At 70.6% G+C, this 23,944-nt stretch carries 21 protein-coding genes; 13 read left to right on the forward strand and 8 right to left on the reverse strand.

Annotated features, from left to right (window positions below; translation table 11 throughout):
• Positions 1-293 precede the first annotated feature (293 nt).
• The 5 genes from ACWGR4_RS12180 to ACWGR4_RS12200 all read right to left on the reverse strand — a co-directional run bounded on the left by ACWGR4_RS12180 (position 294) and on the right by ACWGR4_RS12200 (position 4,844).
• Positions 294-1,205 carry a helix-turn-helix domain-containing protein gene (locus tag ACWGR4_RS12180; protein ID WP_379999476.1) on the reverse strand — a complete coding sequence of 304 codons (912 nt, stop codon included), beginning with the start codon at positions 1,203-1,205 and terminating at the stop codon, positions 294-296.
• A gap of 223 nt (positions 1,206-1,428) precedes the next feature.
• Entirely contained in the window at positions 1,429-2,367 is a 939-nt protein-coding gene (locus ACWGR4_RS12185; protein ID WP_452131462.1) for a TauD/TfdA dioxygenase family protein, read from the reverse strand.
• 43 nt (positions 2,368-2,410) lie between these two features.
• Positions 2,411-3,100 (reverse strand): TetR/AcrR family transcriptional regulator, encoded by a 690-nt coding sequence (locus ACWGR4_RS12190; RefSeq protein ID WP_452131463.1) that lies wholly within the window; start codon positions 3,098-3,100, stop codon positions 2,411-2,413.
• A gap of 117 nt (positions 3,101-3,217) precedes the next feature.
• Positions 3,218-3,649, reverse strand: coding sequence for a hypothetical protein (locus ACWGR4_RS12195; RefSeq protein ID WP_126640807.1), 432 nt, complete (start codon positions 3,647-3,649; stop codon positions 3,218-3,220).
• A gap of 220 nt (positions 3,650-3,869) precedes the next feature.
• Entirely contained in the window at positions 3,870-4,844 is a 975-nt protein-coding gene (locus tag ACWGR4_RS12200; protein WP_452131464.1) for a hypothetical protein, read from the reverse strand.
• A gap of 311 nt (positions 4,845-5,155) precedes the next feature.
• Here ACWGR4_RS12200 and hemL point away from each other — a divergent pair, with 311 nt between their 5' ends.
• The 8 genes from hemL to ACWGR4_RS12240 all read left to right on the forward strand — a co-directional run bounded on the left by hemL (position 5,156) and on the right by ACWGR4_RS12240 (position 13,152).
• The gene (gene hemL, locus ACWGR4_RS12205) at positions 5,156-6,472 is read left to right on the forward strand and encodes a glutamate-1-semialdehyde 2,1-aminomutase (protein WP_439675441.1); all 1,317 of its coding nucleotides are present in this window, start codon (positions 5,156-5,158) and stop codon (positions 6,470-6,472) included.
• 2 nt (positions 6,473-6,474) lie between these two features.
• Positions 6,475-7,155 (forward strand): histidine phosphatase family protein, encoded by a 681-nt coding sequence (locus ACWGR4_RS12210; protein ID WP_078976776.1) that lies wholly within the window; start codon positions 6,475-6,477, stop codon positions 7,153-7,155.
• Positions 7,156-7,255: 100 nt separating this feature from the next.
• On the forward strand, positions 7,256-7,855 hold the full coding sequence (locus ACWGR4_RS12215; RefSeq protein WP_379999485.1) for a TlpA family protein disulfide reductase: 600 nt from the start codon (positions 7,256-7,258) through the stop codon (positions 7,853-7,855).
• A 26-nt stretch (positions 7,856-7,881) separates the two neighbouring features.
• Positions 7,882-8,616 carry a cytochrome c biogenesis CcdA family protein gene (locus ACWGR4_RS12220; RefSeq protein ID WP_380000016.1) on the forward strand — a complete coding sequence of 245 codons (735 nt, stop codon included), beginning with the start codon at positions 7,882-7,884 and terminating at the stop codon, positions 8,614-8,616.
• Positions 8,616-10,340: a cytochrome c biogenesis protein ResB gene (gene resB / locus ACWGR4_RS12225; RefSeq protein WP_452131465.1), complete on the forward strand. Its 1,725-nt coding sequence runs from the start codon at positions 8,616-8,618 to the stop codon at positions 10,338-10,340. Before ACWGR4_RS12220 ends, resB begins: the two co-directional genes overlap by 1 nt.
• A gap of 44 nt (positions 10,341-10,384) precedes the next feature.
• Complete coding sequence (gene ccsB, locus ACWGR4_RS12230) at positions 10,385-11,401, forward strand: c-type cytochrome biogenesis protein CcsB (protein ID WP_452131471.1); 1,017 nt, start codon at positions 10,385-10,387, stop codon at positions 11,399-11,401.
• A 148-nt stretch (positions 11,402-11,549) separates the two neighbouring features.
• Positions 11,550-12,434: an SAM-dependent methyltransferase gene (locus tag ACWGR4_RS12235; protein ID WP_452131466.1), complete on the forward strand. Its 885-nt coding sequence runs from the start codon at positions 11,550-11,552 to the stop codon at positions 12,432-12,434.
• A 94-nt stretch (positions 12,435-12,528) separates the two neighbouring features.
• Positions 12,529-13,152: a rhomboid family intramembrane serine protease gene (locus tag ACWGR4_RS12240; protein ID WP_379999493.1), complete on the forward strand. Its 624-nt coding sequence runs from the start codon at positions 12,529-12,531 to the stop codon at positions 13,150-13,152.
• A gap of 61 nt (positions 13,153-13,213) precedes the next feature.
• Here the strand turns inward: ACWGR4_RS12240 and mqnP are convergent, their stop codons facing one another.
• Together mqnP and ACWGR4_RS12250 are read right to left on the reverse strand one after the other, a co-directional pair.
• Positions 13,214-14,128, reverse strand: coding sequence for a menaquinone biosynthesis prenyltransferase MqnP (gene mqnP / locus ACWGR4_RS12245; RefSeq protein ID WP_452131467.1), 915 nt, complete (start codon positions 14,126-14,128; stop codon positions 13,214-13,216).
• Positions 14,125-15,576: a menaquinone biosynthesis decarboxylase gene (locus ACWGR4_RS12250; RefSeq protein ID WP_452131468.1), complete on the reverse strand. Its 1,452-nt coding sequence runs from the start codon at positions 15,574-15,576 to the stop codon at positions 14,125-14,127. Before ACWGR4_RS12250 ends, mqnP begins: the two co-directional genes overlap by 4 nt.
• Before the next feature lie 104 nt (positions 15,577-15,680).
• Here ACWGR4_RS12250 and ACWGR4_RS12255 point away from each other — a divergent pair, with 104 nt between their 5' ends.
• The 3 genes from ACWGR4_RS12255 (at position 15,681) to ACWGR4_RS12265 (ending at position 19,978) form a co-directional block, all read left to right on the forward strand.
• Positions 15,681-17,798, forward strand: a complete 2,118-nt coding sequence (locus ACWGR4_RS12255; protein ID WP_452131469.1) for a DUF4139 domain-containing protein — start codon at positions 15,681-15,683, stop codon at positions 17,796-17,798.
• A gap of 1 nt (position 17,799) precedes the next feature.
• On the forward strand, positions 17,800-19,449 hold the full coding sequence (locus tag ACWGR4_RS12260) for a DUF4139 domain-containing protein (protein ID WP_452131470.1): 1,650 nt from the start codon (positions 17,800-17,802) through the stop codon (positions 19,447-19,449).
• Between the two features lie 91 nt (positions 19,450-19,540).
• Positions 19,541-19,978 carry a PLD nuclease N-terminal domain-containing protein gene (locus tag ACWGR4_RS12265; RefSeq protein WP_379999505.1) on the forward strand — a complete coding sequence of 146 codons (438 nt, stop codon included), beginning with the start codon at positions 19,541-19,543 and terminating at the stop codon, positions 19,976-19,978.
• Positions 19,979-20,030: 52 nt separating this feature from the next.
• On the opposite strand, the gene ACWGR4_RS12270 is transcribed toward ACWGR4_RS12265, so the two are convergent.
• Positions 20,031-20,933 carry an IclR family transcriptional regulator gene (locus ACWGR4_RS12270; RefSeq protein WP_379999507.1) on the reverse strand — a complete coding sequence of 301 codons (903 nt, stop codon included), beginning with the start codon at positions 20,931-20,933 and terminating at the stop codon, positions 20,031-20,033.
• A gap of 105 nt (positions 20,934-21,038) precedes the next feature.
• On the opposite strand from ACWGR4_RS12270, the gene ACWGR4_RS12275 reads away from it, so the two are divergent.
• Together ACWGR4_RS12275 and ACWGR4_RS12280 are read left to right on the forward strand one after the other, a co-directional pair.
• Positions 21,039-22,856: an N-acyl-D-amino-acid deacylase family protein gene (locus ACWGR4_RS12275; protein WP_452131952.1), complete on the forward strand. Its 1,818-nt coding sequence runs from the start codon at positions 21,039-21,041 to the stop codon at positions 22,854-22,856.
• A gap of 315 nt (positions 22,857-23,171) precedes the next feature.
• Complete coding sequence (locus tag ACWGR4_RS12280) at positions 23,172-23,843, forward strand: WXG100-like domain-containing protein (RefSeq protein ID WP_452131953.1); 672 nt, start codon at positions 23,172-23,174, stop codon at positions 23,841-23,843.
• Positions 23,844-23,944 lie beyond the last annotated feature (101 nt).

The following is a 23,944-nucleotide window of genomic DNA, read 5'->3' on the forward strand; positions in this document are numbered from 1 at the left end:
CTTTCGCCAGAGTGAGTCGAGTCTGCTATGCGTGGTCCCACGCAAAAAAGAACGAGTTGTCCCGATAAGTCATAAAAACTGACCTCGGGACAACTCGTTCGAAGCCTCGCAGTGGCCGCTGCGAAACCGTGCTGCTCATCGACATCGAGCAACGGATACGTACCTGTCATTATGCGCAGGGATGTGCAATCAGCCAAGTGGCTCTTGGCATGTAATCAACTCGCGTCGTGGCTCCGCGCGTGCTGTCGGCCGGCCTGCTGCCACAACGCCCGGTAGACCCTCCCCCGCGCGTGCTAATCCGGGGGATCGATGCCGGTGGGTGGCGGAGTCGAGCCCGGTGCGAAGCGTTCGAGCGCGGCGTCCAGCATCACCGGCGCGTGCTCTCGCGACGCGAGTTGTTCCAGGCCCCAGAACGTCTCCAGGTAGGAGAGCGGGGAAACGGTCGGCGGGTCCTCCGGGTTGCCCTCGCGGATGACGATGTTGCCGGAGGGGGTCTCGATGAACAGCACCGCCTCGTCCTCGAGGTCGGGGAACTCCATGAGCTGGTAGGCGATGCGGGCCCGGTGGTACAACCCGGACTCGAACGGCACCACCCGGATCGTGATGTTGGGCCACTCCGCGTACTTGCGGATGCGGCGGATCTGGTTGCGCATGACCGCCGGACCGCCGACCGCGCGATGCATCACGCTCTCGTCGACGATGAAGTGCAGTGTGGGCCCGTCGGGGCGCATCAGCCGCTCCTGCCGGTCCATCCGCAGGGCGACGTTCTCGTCCAGCGCGGGCCCGGCCGGCGTCATCACCCGGAGCACCTCGCGCGAGTATTCCTCGGTCTGTAACAGGCCGGGGACCAGGATCGGTTCGAAGTTGCGGATGACCGTGGCCGAGGACTCGTAGCCGAGGAAGACCTTCGCCTCCGCGGTGAGGATGTTCCGGTAGGCGTACCACCAACTGCGCTGCTTCGACGCCCTGGCCATGTCGATGAACTCGGCGACCCGGGCCGGCTCCACCACGCCGTAGTGCTGGAGCAGGGCCTTGAGGTCGGTGGTCGAGATGTTGACCTGACCGGTTTCGATCCGGATCAGCTTGGAGAGCGACCAATCCATCTCCAGCGCAACGTCCCGTTGGATGAAACCGCAGGCCTCGCGCGTCTGCCGAAGCAGGGCGCGGAGCCTGCGTCCCTGGAACATCGGGTCCCGTGTACCCATCGGCCGCCCCCCAAAGGTTGTCGGCAGCGATCTCGCATCCAGCGAGGGCGCAGAACGGGTGGTGCACAAATGCCACCCGGAGAACAGCATCGCGTCGAATCGGCCGACGCGACAAGCCCTCACCGAGGTCCGAAGCGTGCGGATCCGGCGCCTGGTCGGTCGACGCGGCGCCGGATCCGGGGGATGTTCGCGCAAGGGGGTCGAGCGGGGCGCGCGGGGGCGATCAGCCTTCCAGCGCGAAGGACTCGGCGCCGTCGGGGCCGACCGGCTTCGAGCCCTGGAGGGTCACCCGCTGCATGGAACGGCGCATGCCCGGCGGCACGTCGGTGGGTACGAGGTGCACCGTCGCGCGGTTGTCCCAGAACGCGATGCTGCCCGGCTGCCACCGGAAGCGCACGCTGAACTCCGCGTCGGCGATGTGCGCGTAGAGCATCTCCAGGACGTGGGCGCTCTCCTGGCGGGTCAACTCCCGGATGTGGCTGGTGAAGTTCGGGTTGACGAACAACACCTTCTCGCCGGTCTCCGGGTGCACCCGCACGACCGGGTGCACCGCGCGCAGCCCGTCGCCCAGGAACTGCCTGCCCAGCTTGCTCTGCATTTCGCCGCGCTTGATCGGCAGCGCGTTGTGGTGCACCGCGTGCAGCCCGTCGACCAACTCCTTGAGTGGGTCGGACAGTCGCTCGTAGGCCAGGGCCAGGTTGGCCCACTGGGTGTCGCCGCCGTACGGCGGCACGATCACCCCGCGCAGGATCGACGCGGTCGGCGGGTCGGGGATGAACGTCACGTCGGTGTGCCAGCGGCTCTCCACGAAACCGCCGCCGCCACCCAGGCCCAACTGCTGGTTGTCCAGCAGCAGGATCTCCGGGTGTTCGGGGAAGGCGGCGGGCAACGTCGGGTGTCCGGGGGCGAGTTCGCCGAAGGCGCGGCCGAACGCCTTGTGCTGTTCCTGGGTCAGGTGTTGGTCGCGGAAGAACACCACCTTCCACTTCAGCCAGATCGCCCGGATCTCGGCGACCGACTCGGCGCTCAGCGGCCGGGACAGGTCGACGCCGAAGATCTCGGCGCCGATGTGCCCGGCCATCGGCCGCACTTCCAGGCCGAGCGCGGCGGCCGCGGCGGGAGTGGGGTCCTCGTACGTGGGCTGGTCGATGATGCTCGTCATGGCCGAACCTCCTGAGCCGAAGCGAGGTCCCGTGGCGGGACCGCTATGCGGATGGGTCGAGCGCGGCCGCGGTCCGGGCGGAGACCGGGGCCAGATAGAGCGCGACGGCGGTGTCGGTCAAACCCGCCAGGAAGAGCTCCCGAGCGGTCGGGGTGTGCCGGCCGGGGTGGTGCAGCGCCATCTCGCGGTCGGCGAGGGCGTGGGTGAGGTAGGACGACATCAACAGCCAGCGGTCGTCGCCCAGTTGCGGGGGCACATCGGCGAGCAGGCCGCGCATGCGCTCGCGCACGGTGTGGATGCCGCGGGTCCACTCCTCTCGGGCGAGATCGCGGATGGCGGTGCCCTCCAGGAAGGCCGCGTGCACGCAAAAGCGCAGATACCAACTGGGTTTGCCGACCTCGCCGAGGGTGTCGGCGAGCGGGTACAGGAACGCCTCGACCAGGCCCCGGGCGTCGTATCCGCGTCCGGTGGCGTCGAGTTCGTCCAGCATTGCCAGGCGGCGCGCGTTCACCGGCTCCATCCGATGCCGGAAGACGGCGTCCACCAGGGCTTCCTTCGACCCGAAGTGATAGCGCGCGGCGGCGGTGTTGCGCTGCCCGGCCTGGGCGCCGATCTCGCGCAGCGAGACCCCGTTGATGCCGCGTTCGGCGAACAGCCGCTCCGCCGCCTCGATCATCAAAAGGCGTGCGCCGGCGCCGCGGTCCGACGCCGAAGCGCCGTGCGTCCCTGTCATGGCCGCACGTTAAACCGCGTGGGTTGATAACTCAAGTGGGTTAATCGAACCCGCTCGCCGGATCCCCCGTCGGATCAGCCCGTCGAACCGGGCCCGCCACACCCCGGCGGCGGGCGCTCAGGAGTGCATCAGGCAGTACAACTGGTGCCCCGCGTGGTGCAGATCGCGGGCGAACTTGGTCCAGTCGTGCAACATCCGATACAGCAGATACGCGTCACGCGGCACCCGACGATCCGGGAACGTCGACCAGATGAAGGCCGCCGCGCCCAACTCCTCCTCGGTCGCGTTGCGCAGCACGTCCATCAGCATCGGCGGCAACTGCATCACCGCGTGCGCGGGATGCAGCACGACCAGCTCGAGCGGTGGCGTCGCGTCGGGCGGGGTGTCCCCGAGCAGCGACAACACCATCGCGCTGACCGTCTCCGGCTTCACGATCGACACGTAGGAATTGGTGGGGCGTTCGACCGTGTCGGTCGGATCGATCAGCGGTGGCACCCGCGCGGCGGTCGCGCGATCGGGTGCGCCGAAGTACTCATATGTCACGCCCACGTGTGCACCTCCCGACCATGGCCGGTTCCGTGACACGTGCGCACACCCGTGGCGCCCGACGCCATCGCTCCCTGCTCGCTTGTCTCGGTCTGCTCGCTTGTTTCGATCCGAGGGGGATCGGGGGGACTCGTTGAAGATCGTCGCAGGTCGCGCGGGCTTCCCATACCGCGGTTGGGTAACAGGTGTGCACCACTCGGAACCGGTGCCGCGCCGGCATGCGTCAGGACTCCCGGCCAGGCGGCCCGCCCGCGAAGATCCGCGCGAGCGACATGTCGTTCAACGCCTTGACGAAAACCCCTGTTCGCACCGAACCCGCCGAACGCGCGGTGATCTTCACCACGTTCGTCCCGACCACCTCGGCCCGGACGTCGGTGAGCATCGCGTTCCACGGCACACCCTGCGCGGTCGGCTCGCCCCCGGTGAACACCCCGCGCAGCCGGTCGGCCTCGGTCCGGGCGGCCTGTTCCGACTCCCGGGCCACGCACAGCACGTTCGTGCCGGGCACCCCGGCCTTGCCCGTCACACCCACCGCGATCCGGGGCCCGCTCGGCTGCTCGCCACCGCCGGCGCGGTCGGTGAGCACCGCGGCCAGCGGCCGGTCCAGACAGTCGGCCAGCGCGCGGGTGGTCGGGTCGGCGCCGAGTCGGGCGCCGCCCCGGGACAGGTCGGCGCCGAGCAGGGTCGAGCCGTAGCCGATCTGCCGGTCGGCGACCCGCACCGCGTTGAAGTGGTCGACCACCGACGGCAGTTTCTGTGCCAGCGCGTCGTCGACGGACAACTCGTTGTCGGCGCGCAGGCGGTACACGCTCGCCGCGGTCGGGTCCGGCTTGCCGCCCAACTCCTTCAGCTTGCCGATCACCGCGCCCTTGTCGAAGCCGCCAGCGATCACCCCGCCCTGCTGCGGCGGCCGACCCGCCGACCACGCCTCGTTCGTCTTCGCCGGATCGAAGCCGAGCGCCGGCGCCACCTGGGGCCCCATCGCGGCCAGATCGGGATAACCGGTGCCGAGCAGCGCGCCGTACGGTCCGGTCGTGGCAGTGCCGCCGTTGGCCTTGGCGATCGCGGCGGTGTCGCCGTATTCGAACCAGCCCCGGGTCGACGCGTCGTCGCGCACCCCGTCCAGCGCACCGCGCAGGCCCGTGGACCCGGCGTCGTGGGAGCCGCCGCCGCCGCACGCCGCCGTCCCGGCCAGCATCAGCAGCGTCGCCAGTGTCGGAACGAGGCCGCCGGCTATCCGCCCGCGTCGCCCGGACCGCCCACTCCGACGTGTTCTCGCCGCCACGCGCGCACCCCGATCGTCGTGCTGCACCCCACCGGACATGCCTCACCCGTGGGCACGAGTCCGGGTGGTCCGATCATACTGCGCCATACCCCCGGTTTCGCTTCCCGGATCCCCGGGAACCAACGCGAATCCGCGCACACCCGCTCCGGTCGCCGTCGACCCGCTGCGCCCGGCGCCGCGGTGGGGAGCCGAGCGGGTCCGGATTTGTTTGAGAGCATGGCCGGGTGAGCTCTGCCAACGAGAACCCCGCACCCGCCTCCGCCGCCCTGTTCGCACGCGCCCGGGCCGTCACCCCCGGCGGTGTCAACTCGCCGGTGCGCGCCTTCCGCGCGGTCGGCGGCACACCCCGCTTCATGGTCTCCGGCACCGGTCCGTACCTGACCGACGCGGACGGCCGCGAGTACGTGGACCTGGTCTGCTCGTGGGGCCCGATGATCCTGGGCCACGCGCACCCCGCCGTCCAGGAGGCCGTCCGCGAGGCGGTCGCGCGCGGCACGTCCTTCGGCACCCCCGGGGCCGGCGAGGTCGAACTCGCCGAGGAGATCGTCTCCCGGATCGCCCCGGTCGAGCAGGTCCGCCTGGTCAGCTCCGGCACCGAGGCGACCATGTCCGCGATCCGGCTGGCGCGCGGCTTCACCGGCCGGGCCAAGGTGGTGAAGTTCGCCGGGTGTTACCACGGTCACGTCGACGCGCTGCTCGCCGCGGCGGGCTCCGGCCTGGCCACCTTCGCGCTGCCCGACACGCCCGGGGTCACCGGCGCCTCGGCCGCCGACACGATCGTGCTGCCGTACAACGACCTCACCGCGGTCGAGTCGGCCTTCGCCGCGCACGGCACCGAGATCGCCTGCGTGATCACCGAGGCCGCGCCGGGCAACATGGGCGTGGTCACCCCGCGTCCGGGCTTCAACGCCGGGATCAAGGCGCTGTGCGAGCGGCACGGCGCGCTGTTCGTCTCCGACGAGGTGATGACCGGCTTCCGGGTGTCCAAGGCCGGCTGGTTCGGTCTGGAGGGTGTGGTCCCGGACCTGATCACCTTCGGCAAGGTGATGGGCGGCGGCTTCCCGGCGGCGGCCTTCGGCGGGCGCTCCGACGTGATGTCCCAGCTGGCCCCGCTGGGCCCGGTGTACCAAGCGGGCACGCTGTCGGGGAACCCGGTGGCCACCGCCGCCGGCGTGACCACGCTGCGGCACTGCACCGACGCGGTGTACAAGCACCTGGACCGGGTCTCGCTCGCGCTGCGCACCGAGGTGTCGGCGGCGCTGGCCAAGGAGGGCGTCGCGCACACGGTCTCCACCGCCGGGAACATGTTCTCGATCTTCTTCACCGACGCGCCGGTGCACGACTACGACCAGGCGCGCACCCAGGAGTCGTTCCGCTTCGGCCCGTTCTTCCACGCGATGCTGGACGCGGGCGTGTACCTGCCGCCCAGCGCCTTCGAGGCGTGGTTCCTCTCGGCCGCCCACGACGACGCGGCCGTGAACCGTATCCTCGACGCGCTGCCGGCCGCAGCCCGCGCCGCAGCGAGTGCCCAGGAGAACTGACGATGGCTCAGAAGCCGCAGACCAACCGCGACGTGACGATCGTCCACCTCATGCGCCACGGCGAGGTGCACAATCCGCACGGCATCCTGTACGGCCGCCTGCCCGACTACCACCTGTCGGAGCTGGGCCTGAAGATGGCCGAGCGGGTGGCCGACCACCTGGCCGGGCGCGACATCACGCACGTGGTGTCCTCGCCGCTGGAGCGCGCCCAGGAGACCGCCGCGCCGATCGCCGGACGGCACTCGCTGGAGATCGCCACCGACGATCGCCTGATCGAGGCGGAGAACATCTTCCAGGGCAAGACCTTCGGGGTCGGCGACGGTTCGCTGCGCAACCCCGGGCACTGGAAGCACCTCACCAACCCGTTCAAGCCCTCGTGGGGCGAGCCGTACATCGAGCAGGTGGTGCGGATGATGGGCGCGCTCGGCGCGGCCCGGGACGCCGCGCGCGGGCACGAGGCGGTGTGTGTGAGCCACCAGTTGCCGATCTGGGTGACCCGCTCGTTCGTCGAGCGGCGGCGCCTGTGGCACGACCCGCGCAACCGGCAGTGCTCGCTGGCCTCGCTCACCACGTTCACCTACGAGGGCGACAAGATCGTCTCCGTCGGCTACAGCGAGCCCGCTCGGGACCTGCTGCCGGCCAAGCTCGCAGGCAAGAAGCAAAACAAGAGTTTCGGGGCATAGCCCCCTATTTATTTGGGGCGAATCGGGATGATTTAAAGCGGTGTCGGCGGCACGACGGACCCCGAGTGGAGCGGCCGTGAGGGCATGCGAAACTTTTCACATGCTCACACGCCGCCTCCCTCGTCGTGCCGCACTGCTCACCGCCGCGGCTCTGCTCGCCCTCACCGGTTGCGGCGGGATGAGCGCCGGCGGCAAGAGCAGCGGTGACGGCAAGGGTTATGTCGACAGCGACAAGACCGGCATCGTGCGGGCCAAGCCGGCCGACCGCAAGGCGGCCCCGAACGTCTCCGGCAAGACGCTGGAGGGCAAGGACATCACCCTCGCCGACTTCAAGGGCAAGGTCGTGGTCCTGAACGTGTGGGGTTCGTGGTGCAATCCGTGTCGGGCCGAGGCCGCCGACTTCCAGCGGGCGCACGTCGAGAACGCGGACAAGGGCGTGCAGTTCCTCGGGATCAACACCCGCGACGGCAGCCAGGAGAACGCGCTCGCCTTCGTGGGCAGCAAGGGCATCACCTATCCGAGCCTGTGGGATCCGGACGCGCGCGAGATCCTGAAGTTCACCGGCAACCTGAACCCCAACGCGATCCCCAGCACGCTGATCATCGACCGTGAGGGTCGGATCGCGGCCCGGGTGCTGCGTGCGATCGACATCGACGAACTGCGCTCGATGATCGACCCCGTGCTGAACGAGAAGGTCTGATCGCGGTGCTTCTCGCAGCCCAGGGGATGAACAACACGGTCTACACGGGGTCGCTGCTCGCGGCGATGCCGATCGCCCTGCTCGCGGGGTTGATCTCGTTCTTCTCGCCGTGCGTGCTCCCCCTGGTGCCGGGCTACCTCAGCTACGTCACCGGAGTCTCCGGCGCCGACCTCAAGGACGCCCGACGCGGTCGGCTCTTCCTCGGCGTGTTGTTGTTCGTGCTCGGCTTCACCGCCGTCTTCGTCTCCATGGGCGCCGCCTTCGGCTACTTCGGCCAGACCCTGACCGAACACCAGTCGACGCTCACCAAAGTCTTCGGCGGCGTCACCGTCGTGCTGGGCCTGTCGTTCATGGGCGTACTGCCCGGGCTCCAGCGCGAGTTTCGCGTGCACAAACGACCGACCATAGGTCTGGTCGGGGCACCCCTCCTGGGTGTGGTGTTCGGCCTCGGCTGGACCCCGTGCATCGGCCCGACGTTGTCGGCCGTGCTCACCCTGTCCACCAGTGAGGCGAGTGCCAATCGGGGAGCGCTGCTCACGGTCGCGTATTGCCTGGGCCTCGGCGTTCCGTTCCTGCTCACCGCGGTCGCGTTCCGTAAGGCACTCGGTGCGTTCGGTTGGGTCAAGAAGCACTACGTCTGGGTGATGCGCCTGGGCGGCGGCATGCTCGTGCTGCTCGGGGTGCTCATGCTCAGCGGGGCGTGGGACCACATGATGCGCGAGATGCAGTCGTGGGCCCAGCAATACACGATCGGATTCTGATGAGCATCGAGACCCATCCCGACGACGTCGTCCGGGCCGACCCCGGACCGGACGACGACCCCGAGCGGGTCGCGGCGAGCGAGGCGCGAGCCGGTGCCGGGATGTCCACGGCGCCCGCGCAGGACGACGGCGACGGGGAGATCCGCCAACCGCAGTTGGGCGTGGTCGGCTGGCTGCGCTGGCTCTGGCGGCAGCTGACCTCGATGCGCGTCGCGCTGATCCTGCTGTTCCTGCTGTCGATCGCGGCGACGCCGCCGACGCTGATCCCGCAGCGGCCGGTCAGCCCGATCAAGGTCAGCCAGTACTTCCGCGACCACCCCACCCGCGCGAAGATCATGGACAAGTTCCAGCTCTTCGACGTGTTCTCGTCGTGGTGGTTCGCCTCGATCTACATCCTGCTGTTCGTCTCGCTCCTGGGCTGTATCGTGCCACGCTGCTGGGCGCACGCGAAGACGCTGCGGGCCAAGCCCCCGGAGGCGCCGCGCAACCTCACCCGGATGCCCGCGTACGCCCGGTGGGAGACCTCGGCGGACCCGGACGCGGTGCTGGCCGCGGCGCGCGCCACGCTGAAGAAGCGGCGCTTTCGGCTCAACCCGGGCAGCGACACGATCGCGGCGGAGAAGGGCTACGCGCGCGAGAGCGGCAACCTGCTCTTCCACATCGCGCTGTTCGGCATCCTGGTCGCGTTCGCCCTGGGCAGTCTGTACAGCGTCAAGGGCGGCAAGATCGTGGTCGAGGGCGGCAGCTTCGCCAACGTGCTCACCCAGTACGACGACCGCCAGTTCGGCGCGCTGGTCGACGAGGACAACCTGGAGGCGTTCGGATTCCGGCTGAAGTCGGTCGACCAGACCTTCCAGCCGACCGGCGCCAAGCGCGGCGAGCCGCGCTCGTTCACCGCGCACATCGAGTCCTGGTACGGGCACGAGGGCAAGGACAAGTCGGGCACGATCCGGGTCAACCACCCGCTCGAAGTGGGCGACACCAAGGTCTTCATGATCGCCACGGGCTACGCACCCGAGGTGACCGTGCGCGACGCCAAGGGCAAGATCGCCTACAAGGGCCCGACCGTGTTCCTGCCGCAGGACGGCAACCGCACCTCGACCGGCGTGATCAAGGTCCCGGACGTCAGCGCCGGCCTCAAGCAGCTCGGCTTCGACGCGCAGTTCCTGCCCAGCGCGCCGATGGACCAGGAGGGCAACCTCCTGGTGGACCCCAAGCGCGGTCCGATCTCGGTCTTCCCCTCGCTGCTCAACCCCCGGTTGATGATCAGCGGTTACGAGGGCGACCTGGGCATGGACTCGGGCGTGCCGCAGAACATCTACGCGCTCAAGGCGAACAAGATGTCGAAGTTCATGGACGGCAACGACATCTGGCGCAAGGCGCTCAAGGTCGGCGACACGGTCGACCTGCCCAACGGCGCCGGCACGATCACCTTCGACGGCGTCAAGACCTGGGCCAACTTCCAGGTCGCCAGCGAGCCCGGCAAGGGGCTCGCGCTGATCAGCACGATCGCCGCGATCGTCGGTCTCGTATTGTCACTGTTCGTACGCCGCCGCCGGATGTGGGTGCGCGCGGCAAAGGGCCCCGACGGCCACACGGTCGTCGAGGTCGGCGGGCTCGCCCGCACCGAGGGTGGGGGCCTCGGCGATGAGGTACAGGAGTTCGTGGACGCGTTGCGCGAGGCCGCGCCGGCGAACTCTCCCGGCACCAAGGTCAAGGAGTGAGCGTGGGCGTCAACGAGAACCTCGCCCAATTCAGCAATGTGCTGATGTATTCGGCGATCGCCGTCTACCTGATGGCGTTCTTCGCCTATTGCATGGAATGGACCTTCGGCAGCAGCGGGACGGTGGCCAAACGCTCCGCCGACCTGACCGTCGAGGTGCTCGAACCGGCCGCCGCCGCGGGTGCGGGCGGCGGGGTCGCGCTGGCCGAGCGGCCGGTGGTGGTGCTGCGCGACGGCGCGGACGCCGGTGCCGGCGACGACGAGGGCAACGTGGCGGGTGGCAGCGAACGTGCCGACCGCATCGGCCGGGTCGCGGTCTCGCTGACCGTACTGGCCTTCCTGCTGCACGCGGGGTCCGTGCTGACGCGCGGCATCTCGGTGGAGCGGGCGCCGTGGGGCAACATGTACGAGTTCTCCACGTCGGTCGCGCTGATGGTGGTCATGGCCTTCCTGGCGCTGCTGTGGAAGTACCCGGTGCGCTGGCTGGGCCTGTTCGTCACGCTGCCGGTGCTCACCACGCTGGGCGTGGCGGTGACGGTCCTGTACACCGACTCCGAGCAGCTGGTGCCGGCGCTGGACTCGTACTGGCTGTGGATCCACGTCGCGTCCGCGATCGTGTCGTTCGGCGCCTTCCACATCGGCGCGCTCGCCTCGATCCTGTTCCTGTTCAAGCAGCGCTACGAGCGCCGGCAGGCCGACCCGGCCGACACCAAGCGGGGTCGCTTCGACGACCAACTGGCCCGCCTGCCCAGCGCGTCGTCGCTGGACAAGACCGCCTACCGGGTCAACGCGATCATCTTCCCGCTGTGGACGTTCGCGATCGTGTGCGGCGCGATCTGGGCGGAGAACGCGTGGGGCCGCTACTGGGGCTGGGACCCCAAGGAGGTCTGGTCCTTCATCACGTGGGTGGCCTACGCGGCCTACCTGCACGCGCGCGCCACGGCCGGCTGGAAGGGCTCGAAGGCGGCGGTGGTCTCGCTGGTGGCCTTCTCGTGCTTCCTGTTCAACTACTACGGGGTCAACATCTTCGTGAACGGGCTGCACTCGTACGCGGGCGTGTGATCGCGCGAATTCCATGTCGGGTCCGCCCCGTTGCCCCGGTCGGGGTGACGGGGCGGACCCGTCTCGGCGTTTGCTCGACCTCTCGCACCTTCGGAACTGGCCGATTTCGTCGGTGTCCGGGCGGTCACACAGCGCTATGGTGGCGACCATGGCAGTGGACGAATACTCGGAAAGTGCCCAAGCCGCTCCCACTCCCGAGGAAGTCGGCGCCTCCTACGACGAGTTCGGCGACCTGTACGGACTCATCCTCGGCGACGCCGCCATCCACGTGGGCATGTGGGTGACGCCGGGCGCACGGACTCGCGCCGCTGGCTTGACCGACCTGGCCAACCTCGCCATGGATCGGCAGACCGACCACTACATCGCCGCCCTGCACCTCGGGCCGGACGATCACCTGCTCGACATCGGCTGCGGCACCGGCGGCCCGGCCCTGCGGGCCGCGCGCGCGACGGGGGCCCGGGTCACCGGCATCACCGTCAGCGGCTCCCAGGTGGAACTGTGCCGGGCCCGCGCCGACGAGGCGGGACTCGCCGACCGGGTGGACTTCGCCCTCGCCGACGCGATGGATCTCGGCAAGGAGTACGAGGACGAGTCGTACGACGCCGCCTGGGCCATCGACTCGTTCGCCCACATGGACAATCGCCTCGCCGTGCTGCGCCAGGCGTGGCGCGTACTGCGTCCCGGCGGCCGGCTGCTGTTCACCGAGTTCACCAAGCGCGCCGAGCCGACCCCGGAACACCTGGCCGTATGGCGCGCGGTGTGGACGTCCCCGCCGCCCCAGACACCCGCCGCCCTGCTCGAACGCGTCACCACCGAGGCCGGATTCCACCTCGAACGCCTCGAGAACCACACCGACAGCTTCGTGGTCACCGGCGACCTGATGGACATCTTCTACCGCGAGCACCACGAGCGGATCCTGGCCCGATACGGCGCGGAGACGACGGCGAACATGGACGCGGCGATGCCGAAGCTCCGCGAGTTGATCAACGAATACATGGGCTACTTAGTCTTCGTGGTCCGTAAGCCGAACTGACGCGGGCGGCCGGGCCGCCCACCACTCCGCTCGTCGCGCGTGCCTCCTATCCTGACCCGGTGGCGGTATCACTCACCGCCGGGGAGGGTGGAGCATGTCATCGCGCATATCCATATCGGGAGTTCGCGACGCGGTCCTGATCACCGGCGTGCTGATCGGCGCCATCTGGGTGGTCCAGGTGATCAACTACGCGACCGACGACTCGCTGCTGACACACGGGGTGACACCGCGGCGGGCGGACGAACTGCCCGACATCCTCACCGCGCCGTTCCTGCACTTCGGGACCGGGCACATCGTGTCCAATACGTTTCCGCTGATGCTGCTCGGCTTCCTGGCCGCGCTGCGGGGAGTCGCCCGGTTCCTGACCGTGCTCCTCGTGATCACGGTGGTCGGCGGGCTGGGGGTGTGGCTCACCTCGCCGTCGGGGTCGAACTCGGCGGGCGCGAGCATCCTGGTCTTCGGCCTGTTCGGGTACCTGGTCGTGCGCGGCTTCGCCGATCGACGCGTGCTCGACGTGCTGATCGGCTTCGCGGTAGTGGCCCTGTACGGCAGCTCGTTCGCGATCGGACTCCTCCCGCTCGCGGAGGGTGTCTCGTGGCAGGGTCACCTGTTCGGCCTGATCGGCGGAGTGGTCGCCGCAGTGACGCTACGCCGCCGCCGCCCCACCGACCCCCGCGACCCGTCGCAACCTTCGCTCGCCGGCTTGCCGACCATTTGACCGGCGCTGCCGACGCGAGCAGCTCTCCGCGAGCCGAGGCGGCTGTCGTCGCCGCCTCGGGCTACGGGCGCAGGCCCCGGACGCTCAGGTCCAGTAGGGCGCAGACGAACAGGGCGATGCCGATGAAGCCGTTCGTGGTGAAGAAGGCTCGGTTGAGTTTGCTCAGGTCGTTCGGCTTGAGCAGGCTGTGTTCGTAGACGAAGGCCGCCGCCACGATCAGCAGGCCCAGCCACCAGAAGAAGCCCGCGCCGGTGAGGGCGCCGAACCAGACGAACAGCAGCGTGGTCACCACATGGCTGATCTTGGAGGCGTTCAGCGCGGCGGCGATGCCCCACTTGGCCGGCACACTCTTGACGCCGTGCGCGCGGTCGGCGGCGACGTCCTGGCAGCCGAAGATCAGGTCGAAGCCGCCGATCCAGGTGCCCACCGCCAGGCCCAGGACCACCGCCTCCCACGACCACGAGCCGGTGATCGCCAACCACGCGCCGACCGGACCGATCGCCTGCGCGATGCCCAGGATCGCGTGCGGGACGTTGGTGAAGCGTTTGCCGTACGGATAGATCACCATCGGGATCACCGCCACCGGCGCGAGCGCCAGGCACAGCGGGTTCAGCAGCGCGGCGGCCAGCAGGTAGAAGAACAGCGCGACCAGCGCGCCGACCCACGCGGTGCGTACCGAGACCGCGCCGGTGACCAACTCCCGCGTGGCGGTGCGCGGATTGCGCGCGTCGATCTCCCGGTCGATGATCCGGTTGCAGGCCATCGCGAACGTGCGCAGCCCGACCATCGCCACGGTGACCAGGAACAGCTCCCAGTAGTGCAGGCGTTCGTTGGTCTCGTACATCGCGGTGAAGGCCGCGATGTAGGCGAACGGCAACGCGAACACCGAGTGCTCGATCAGCACCAGACGCAGGAACGCCTTGACCCGGCCGACCTCCGACGGTGCTCCGGGAGCGGGTAGAGCAGCGGACGTCACAGCCCGTATTCCTTCCATCGGCGGGTCACCTTGGCGGCGGTCTCCGGATCCGACACGACCATCTCCGGCCAGCCGCCGTCGCGGGTGTAGCCCTCCTCGGGCAGCTTGCGGGTCGCATCGATCCCCGCCTTGCCGCCCCAGAACTGTTGGTAGGACGCGTGGTCGAGGTGGTCCACGGGCCCCTCGACCAGCATCAGGTCGCGCGCGTAGTCGGTGTTGCCGAACGCCCGCCACGCGACCTCGTGGTAGTCGTGCACGTCGCAGTCGGCGTCCACCACCACGATCAGCTTGGTCAACGACATCATGTGCGCGCCCCAGATGGCGCTCATCACCTTCTGCGCGTGCTTGGGGTACTTCTTGTCGATCGAGACGATCGCGCAGTTGTGGAAGCCGCCCGCCTCGGGCAGGTCGTAGTCCACGATGTCCGGCACGATGATCTTGAGCAGCGGCAGGAAGAACCGCTCGGTCGCCTTGCCCAGCGGCCCGTCCTCGGTCGGCGGCCGGCCCACCACGATCGACTGGAGCAGGGGCTTTTCGCGCATCGTCACGCAGTCGACGGTCAGCGCCGGGAACGGCTCCTGCGGGGTGTAGAAGCCGGTGTGGTCGCCGAACGGGCCCTCGGGCAACATCTCGCCCGGGGTCAACCAGCCTTCGAGCACCACCTCGGCCTCGGCCGGGACCTGGAGCGGCACGCTCACGCAGTCGACCATCTCGATCCGCTTGCCGCCGATGAAGCCGGCGAACAGGTACTCGTCGATGTCTCCGGGCAGCGGCGCGGTGGACGCGTACGTCACCGCCGGCGGGCACCCGAATGCGATCGCCACCGGCAGTCGCTCACCGCGCTTGGCGGCCACCTGGTAGTGATTGCGGCTGTCCTTGTGGATCTGCCAGTGCATCCCGATGGTGCGCTTGTCGTGCCGCTGGAGGCGGTACAGCCCCAGGTTGCGCACGCCCGTGTCGGGGTCCTTGGTGTGGGTCAGGCCCAGGTTGTAGAACGAACCGCCGTCCTCGGGCCAGGTGAACAGCGCCGGGATGGTGTCCAGGTCGACCTCGTCGCCCTTGTACACCACCTGCTGACACGGCGCGTCCTTGATCTTCTTCGGCGGGATGTGCGCGACCGCGCCGAGTTTGCCGAACGCCTCGCGGATCCCGCCGAAACCCTGCGGCAGTTCCGGCTTGAGCAGGCCGCCGATCTTCTCCGACAACTCGTCGTAGCTCTTCAGCCCGAGCGCCATCAGCATGCGCTCGTCGGTGCCGTAGACGTTCATCGCCAGCGGCATCGAACTGCCCTTGACGTTCTCGAAGAGCAGCGCCGGGCCCTTGGCCTTGTTCACCCGATCGGTGATCTCGCCGACCTCGAGATGTGGATCGACCTCGGCGCGCACGCGCTTGAGGTCACCGCGCTTCTCCAGTGCCTTCAGGAAAGCGCGCAAGGTCCCGTATGCCATGCGTGCCAGTATCCGATACGGACTCGCCGGACCCGCACGCGCACCCGCCCGCTCGGGCTACGTTGGTGCCTTCGTGCCGGGCAGGGACGGGCAGGGAGGGGTACATGCTCACGGTCGCTTCGGAATTGCGTTCGGTGGTCGTTCACGCCGTCGGGGCGGTATGCGTACGAAATTGCGAGGTGGACCTGCCGGCGGAGGCGTCGGGGCCGGTACGGGTGCGGGTGACCGGCTTCCCGTTGACCGCGTACGGCGACCGGTTGCGGGCGCGCGTGGTCGGGGGCGGTGCGGGCGTACGGGTCACCGACGTGCGGCCGGTGGTCGACGTCGAGGTGGTCGACGACGCGGATCTGCCGGACGTACTGCGCGACCTGGAGGCCGCGGAGTCGCGGCTGCGGGCGGTGCGCGAGCGGCGGGCCCGGCTGGACGCCGAACTGGGCCGGATCGCCGGCCTGGAGCCGGTGTCGCCGCCCGTGCGTCGCGGCGACCCGCCGCGCACCGCGCCGGTGTCCGCGCTGTTGGAGCTGGCCGCTTTCGCCGACGAGCGGTCGGCGGCACTGCACGAGCGGATCACCGCCTGCGACGCGGAGATCCGCGAGGCGATGCGCGACGTGGACGTGTACCGCTTCCGGCTCAACGCCGGGTCCGGCGCCGCGCGGACCGAGCGGGCCCAGGCGTCCGGGACCGCCGTGGTCACCCTGGAGCACACCGGCGGGGCTGGCCCGGTCGAACTCGCGGTGGAGTATCACGTGCCCGGCGCGCGCTGGGCGCCGATGTACCAACTGCGCCTGGACGAGGCGATGACCGGCGGCACGCTGGTGATGCGGGCCTGCGTCGCGCAGCGCACCGGCGAGGACTGGTCCGACGTGCGGCTCGGGCTGTCCACCGCCGACCTGGCCCGCGGTTCCGACCTGCCCGAGCTCAAGTCGCTGCGGCTGGGCCGGCGGCAGAGCGCGCCCGCGCACGCGGGGTGGCGCGAGCCGCCGACCGGCCTGGCCGACCTGTTCGCGGGCTACGACGCGAGTCGGGCCGAGCGGCCGCGGCCGACGTACGGCGTACCCGCGGCGGCGGCCGGAGGGGCCGTGCCGAGCGAACTCATGGAGGACGAGGACCCGATCGTGTACCGGGCCGCGCCGCCGCCCGCCCCGACCCCCACGCCCGTGGCCGCGCCGATCGCGCCCGGCGGTTACGGCGGCCCGCCCCCGCCGGCCGCCGCCCGCCCCGCCGCACGCAGCCGCTTCCGCCGCGGTGCCTCCGCCGCGGCGGCCGAGGGCGACGCGTACGGGGGCGCCGGCTTCGCCGCGTTCCGGGAGTCCGGTTTCGCGCCCATGGCCGAGGTCGACGCGCACTTCGTCGACGCCGACGAAGCCCCGCCTGCCCCGACCGAGCCGGACGCCGACCTGCTCGACTACGCCGCGCTCGAACTGCGCGGCGCCGACGACGAACCGCAGGACCGGGGCCGGTTGCGCGCCGCGGCGTCCGGACCGGGCGGCGTGGCTGCGGAGTACCGCCGGCGCGCCGACGAGGTCACCCGGCTCACGCTGCCCGAGCATGCGCTCGCGCCGCGCGACGCGGCCGGGTCGTTCGACTACCGCTTCGACACCGCGGCCCCGGCCGAGGTGGCGGCGGACGGCGCGTGGCACACCATCCCGGTGTGCGAGATCGAGATCGGCCTCGACCCCGAGTTCGTCTGTGTACCCGCCCTGGACGACGCGGTGTTCGGCACCGTCGTACTCGCCAACGCCTCCCCCCACGCGCTGCTCGCGGGGCCGGCCGACGTGTCGGTGGCGGGCGAGTTCCTGATGACCGTGCCGCTGCCGACGCTGGCGCCGGGTGCGCGCGAGCGGGTCGGGGTGGGCGTGGTGGAGAGCGTGCAGGTCTCGCGCAACGCGCACATGCGCGAGTCGACCGCGGGCCTGCGCGGCGGCACCGTCGTGCTCGACCACCGCATCGAGGTGGAGGCGGTCAACCACCTCGCCCGGCCGATCCGGCTCGACATCCTGGAGCGGGTCCCGGTCACCGACGACAAGGACGTGCGGATCGAGGAGCACGACGGCGCCCCGCGCTGGGTCGAGGACACCGAGCTGCGCGACGGACGACACGTCGCCGGCGCGCGGGTGTGGCACGTCGAACTCGCCCCGGGCGAGCGTAGGAACCTGACCGGCGGCTACGAGATCCGGATCCCGGCGGCGAAGGCCGTGGTCGGCGGCAACAGGAGGGTTTGAGATGACGCAGCCGATGGCTCGGCCGACGACGCAACCGACGGCTCGACCCACACGTACGCAGGGCACGCCGGCGGAGCCCAAGCCGGAGACGTTGCCGATCACCGCGGTGACCTGCCTGGAGGACCGGGCCCAGGTGACCCGCTCCGGCCGGATCGGCCTGACCGAGGGGGTACAGCGGGTCCTGATCGGGCCGGTGACCCCCCTCGCGGTGGACCGGTCGCTGCGCGCCGAGGTGGTCGCCGACGACGGCACCGCGACCGCGATCGACGCGCGGGTGCGGCGCACGTACACCCCCGAACCCGCGAATGGCCCGGGCCCGGACGCCTCCGAACTGCGCCGACTCGTCCACGAGTTGAGCACCAAGGACACCGAACTGACGCGGCGCGAGGAGCGGTTGCGCGGCCGACTCGCGCTGATCACGCAGGCCGAGCACGAGTTGCGCCGGGAGATCGTCGAGCACACCGGCTACGGGACCACCGATCCGCAGCGCTGGGCCGGCGAACTCGACCGGCTCTCCGCCGAGGCCGAGCAGCGGTTCGCCGACCTGCACGCGCTGACCGAGGAGAAGAGCGCGCTGACCCGCCGGTCGCGCGACGCGCAGGCGGCCCTCGACCTCGCCGAGCGGGCGCCGGAGGAGTTGACCGCGACCGTCGAGGTGGTCATCGACGCGGACCGGGCGGGTTCGGCCGAACTGCGCGTGACGCACCTGGTGCCCTGCGCGCTGTGGCGGCCGGCCTACCGCGCGACGCTGGCTCCCGACCGTGGCTCGATCGAGCTGGAGTGCGACGCCATGGTCTGGCAGCGCACCGGCGAGGACTGGTCCGGGGTCGCGCTGTCCCTGTCCACCGCGCGGCCGACCCTGGCCGCGCGACCGCCGAGCCTGGTCGAGGACCGGCTCACCCTGCGCGAGCGCACCCAGGAGGAGAAGAAGCAGGTCGAGGTGGACCTGCGCGAGGAGGACATCGCCGCCGTCGGCAAGGTCGCGGCCGGCTCCTCGGGCACCGCCGAGTTGCCCGGCGTGGACGACGGCGGCGAGGTCCGGGTACTGGCCGCGCCCGGACCGGTGGAGGTCCCCGGCGACGGCCGGCCGCACCGGGTCCGGCTGACCACCTTCTCCGCCGACTGCACGCCCGAAGCCGCGTGCGCGCCGGAGTTGTCGGAGTACGTGAGCCAGGTCGTGCGGTTCGCCAACGACGCGGGGCACGTGCTGCTCGCGGGTCCGGTGGAGCTGGTGCGCGGCAGCGGCTACGTCGGACGCGGGCAGCTCGACTTCGCCGCGCCGGGCGAGGAGGTGCGGTTGCCGTTCGGGAGCGAGGACGACTTCCGGGTGGTCCGCGAGGTCACCGAGTCGCGCAGCACGGCGGCGCTCACCGGGCGCACGGTGATCACCCGTACCGTGACCGTCTTCGTCTCGCACATCGCGGCGCCGGGTGCCGAGGCGCCCGGGACGGTGGTGCTGCGCGAGCGGGTGCCGGTGTCGGAGGTGTCGGCGGTCGAGGTCAAGGTGCGCCGCGACCTGTCGGAGCCTGCCCCGGACGCGGTCGACGACCAGGGGATCGTGCGCTACGACGTGGCGCTGTCGGCCGGCGAACGGCGGCGGTTGACGCTGGTGTACGAGCTGCACGCGTCGGGCAAGGTCACCGGGTTGTGAGCGATCCGGTGTTCATGGGGTCGACCGTTTACGCTGGATGGGAGACGCGTCCGAGTACCGAGCGCCGAGTACCTGCCTGGGAGACCGCCACATGATCAGGGTTCTGCTGTTGCTGCTGCCCCTGGCCGTCGGGATCTACGCGTTCATCGACTGTCTGACCACCGATGAACGCAAGGTCCGCAGCCTGCCCAAGATCGCATGGGTCTTCATCCTGTTGCTCTTCTGGCCCGTCTTCATCGGTCCGATCGGCTGGTTCTTCGCCGGCCGACCCAGGAGCGAGTACGTCTCCGGCTCCGGGGGCGGCCGGTTCGCGGGCCGGGGCCGGGGTCCGCAGACGGCCCCCGACGACGACCCCGAGTTCCTGGCGTCGTTGTCCAAGGGCGACCGCAAGGCGGCCGACGCGCCCAAGCCCGGCACCGACGAGGACGAGATGTTGCGGCGCTGGGAGGAAGACCTCAAGCGCCGCGAGGACGACCTGCGCAGCCCCGACCAGGACAACCCGGAAGGGCGCGCGAAGGACAAGGACTGACCCGCGCCGTGCGATGCGAGCGCCGACCGTGATGCGGTCGGCGCTCGCGTTTTCACAGCGCGGCGGCCACCTCGGCCGACGCCTCCGCGAGCAGTCGGCCGGTGCGTTCCAGGGTGCGGCCGTCGGTGCGCGGCGCGAAGCCGCGCAGGCTCAGGATCAGTACGAGGTCGCCGTCCGGGGCGTGCACCGGCGCGCTGATCGCGCCCACCCGGTAGTCCCGGTCGGCCTCCAGCTCGTCGATCTGTCCGCCGTCGGAGCCGCCGATCTCGGCCGCGATCTCCTCGAGCAGGGTGCGCAGCCGGGCCGCCGACGCGCCCGCGCCGAGCGTATCCAGGCCCTCCAGGTGCTCGTCCAACTCGCCCAGCGTCTCGCCCAGTCGGGTCTCCACGTCGGTGACCAGCTCGATCGCGAACCCGGCGCGCCGCGCGTTGTCGATGGCGTGCTCCATCCGGGCCCGCGCGGTGGGACCGTCGGCCTCGTCCAGCCAGCGGCGGACCGTCTGCTCGTCGGCCCAGGGCACGTAGCCGATGCCCAGCGGCGGGGTGATCGGGGCCTGGGCGCCGATGTGCGGCCGGTGCGGTTCCGCGCCCGGTGCGCGCACCACCTCCGCGATGGCCACGTGCCGCTCCCCCGGGGTCATCGCGAAGCAGGTCAGTCCGGTCTCGTCGCGCAGCCGGCGCATCACCGGCCGGGCCACGTCGAGCACGCCGAGTCCGCGCGCGGCGGCGCGCCCGACCGCGACCAGGGCCGGGCCGAGCCGGTAGGTGCGCCGGGTGGGGTGGCGGATCAGCCAGCCCAGTGAGGTCAGGCTCGCCAGCATCGGATGGCAGGTCGCGGGCGTCACCGCGAGGTGCCGGGCGATCTCGGACAGGGTCAGCCCCTCGGCGGGCCGTTCGGCGATCGCGTCGATCAGCGAGACGAGTCGGTCGGTCTGTGGCGAGGGGCGTGGGGCCATGGCGGGACCATACCGGATGGAATCCGTGATCTTTTCGCATAGTGCGCATCTTGACTCGCACAATGCGCAGCCGTACGGTCTGGCCACCTTACCGGGGAGGCTGCTGTGAACGACCTCGAAACTCCTGTGCACGACGTCGGGACCCCCGTCTACGACCTCAAGATCGTCAACGCCACGATCGTCGACGGCACCGGCGCGGATCGGTTCGCCGGCGACATCGGGATCCGGGACGGACTGATCGTCGCGGTGCGTCGGTACGACGGCCCCGATCCGGCCCTGGACGGCGCCGCGACCGAGACGATCGACGCGGCCGGCCGGCTGGTCACGCCGGGCTTCGTGGACATCCACACCCACTACGACGGCCAGGCCACCTGGGACGAGGTGCTCGACCCGTCCACCTCGCACGGGGTGACCACGGTGGTGTCCGGGAACTGCGGGGTCGGCTTCGCCCCGGTGCGGCCGGGTCGCGAGGACTGGCTGATCCGGTTGATGGAGGGCGTCGAGGACATCCCCGGCACCGCGCTGGCCGAGGGCATGACGTGGGGCTGGGAGACCTTCCCCGAATACCTGGACGTGCTGGAGCGGCGTACCTTCGCCGCCGACATCGGCGTCCAGGTCGCGCACGGCGCGGTCCGGGCGTACGCGATGGGCGAGCGGGGCGCGCGCAACGAGCCGGCCACGGCCGAGGACATCGCCGCGATGGCGGCGATCGTCACCGAGGCGATCGAGGCCGGCGCGCTGGGCTTTTCCACCTCGCGCACCGTCGCGCACAAGGCGATGGGCGGCGAACCGGTGCCGGGCACCTTCGCCACGGAGGACGAACTCTTCGGCCTGGGCCGGGCGATGGCCGCGGGCGGGCGGGCCGTGTTCGAACTGGCGCCGACCGGCTCGTCCGGCGAGGACATCGTCAAGCCCGCCTCCGAGGTGGCCTGGATGCGCCGACTCGCCGCCGAGATCGGCATGCCGGTGTCGTTCGCGCTGCTCCAGGTGAACGCTGCGCCGCAGTTGTGGCGCGAGCTGATGGCCGAGTCACAGGCGGCGAACGAGGCGGGCGCGCAACTGCATCCGCAGATCGCGGGGCGCCCGTTCGGGATGCTGACCGGGTTCGGCACGCGCAACGCGTTCAGCAAACGACCGACCTTCCGGGCGCTGGACGACCGCCGCCTGGCGGGCGAGCTGGACGACGCGGCGTTCGCGGCCGAACTGGCTCGGCCCGAGGTCAAGGCGGCGATCCTGGCCGAAACGGACCTGCCGAGCGACCCGAACATCCCCGGCGACTCGGTCAACCTGGCGATGCAGTACATGCTGGACCGGATGTATCCGATGGACCCGGTCCCGGACTACGAGCCGCTGCCGGACCGCACCGTGGTCGCGATCGCGCGGGCCCGCGGCGAGGAGCCGTTGGCGACGCTGTACGACCTGCAACTGGCCGACGACGCGCGGACCACGCTGATGGTGCCGATGTTCAACTACTCCGACGGCGACCACGAGGCGATCCGGGAGATGTTGACCCACCCGGCGAGCGTGTTCGGCCTGGCCGACGGCGGCGCGCACTGCTCGATGATCTGCGACGCGTCCCAGCCCACGTTCCTGCTCACCCACTGGGCCCGGGACCGCATCCGCGGCGAGCGGCTGCCGCTGGAGTTCCTGATCCGCAAGCAGACGATGGACACCGCCGCGCTGTACGGCCTGACCGACCGGGGCGTGATCGCCGAGGGCAAACGCGCCGACCTGAACGTGATCGACCCGGACACCCTCACCCTGCACCGCCCCCGCATGGTCCACGACCTCCCGGCCGGCGGCGGGCGCATGCTCCAAAAGGCCACGGGCTACGTAGCCACGATCGTCGCCGGCGAGGTGACCCGCCGCAACGGCCAAGACACCGGCGCCCGCCCGGGCCGCCTGATCCGCGGCGCCCGCTGACCCACACCCGGCGGGCCCCTCCAAAGAACGGGGACGGAGGGGCCCGCCCCGTCTCGGCCCGTTCGATCCCCGCGCCGACTCGTACTCGGCATGCAACGGTGTTCGTGGTGCGACGAGTTCGGTAAATCCGCACGATTCGCGCGCACTTCCCGGCGGCATGGCATCCCTTGAGCGCATCGTGATTGTTTCGTCGCCCAAAGCATCCAACCATTCAATATGGTTATGTCTCGCGGTTGCACGCGCACGGATCGAGCCGAGCGGCAGGTCACACGCCCTCGATCCGTGTGTAATCGACGGACGACGCGAGGGGGACGCGTGGGATCGACCGTGCCCGCCGACTTGGCGGAGGCACTGAGTTGGACCGGGGTTGCGTGGCCCGCCATCGACGCGGACGCCTTGGACCGCCTGGCCGACGCCTACAACAACTACGCGAGCGAAGTCGACACGGCACGAATGGACGCGGACGCGGCGGCCACCGACGTGATGGGCGACAACAGCGGCCCGGCGGCCGACGCCTTCGCGAGCTACTGGGGCCAGGTCTCCGGCAGCCACCTGGTCGCGGTGTTCAACGCGTCCAAGAAACTGGTCACCGGCTTCCGGGACTCCGCCACCGAGGTCCGCAACGCCCAGAACGAGGCCGGGGAGCAACTGCGCACGCTGCGCGACAAGATCACCATGTTGCGCGCCGAGGGCCGGCTTCCCCCCGACCGCCCGATCGGCGACACCTACGAGGTCTCCAGCGCCCGTACCGCGCTCACCTCCCGCTTCGACGCCATGGCCGCCAAGGTCGCGGGCCTGCTGCGCACCGCTCACGACCTCGGCGGCCTGGAGGGGCTCACCCACGAGAGCACCCGGTTGAACGAGAGCGACATGGAGCCCGCGCCACCGGCATCCCCACCTGCGACCGACCCCGCCGGATCCGGCGGCCCGACGATGGCCCCCCAGTCGAAGATCACCTCGGTCCTGAACCCGAACGGTGATCGCTGATGCCCCCGAAGCCGCCACCGAAACCCCCGGCCCCGCCCACCAAGCCCGACGCACCCGGCCTCACCAAACCCGAAGCCCCGGGCGGGCAACCCCCCAAAGGG

Source organism: Embleya sp. NPDC055664 (assembly GCF_053618075.1).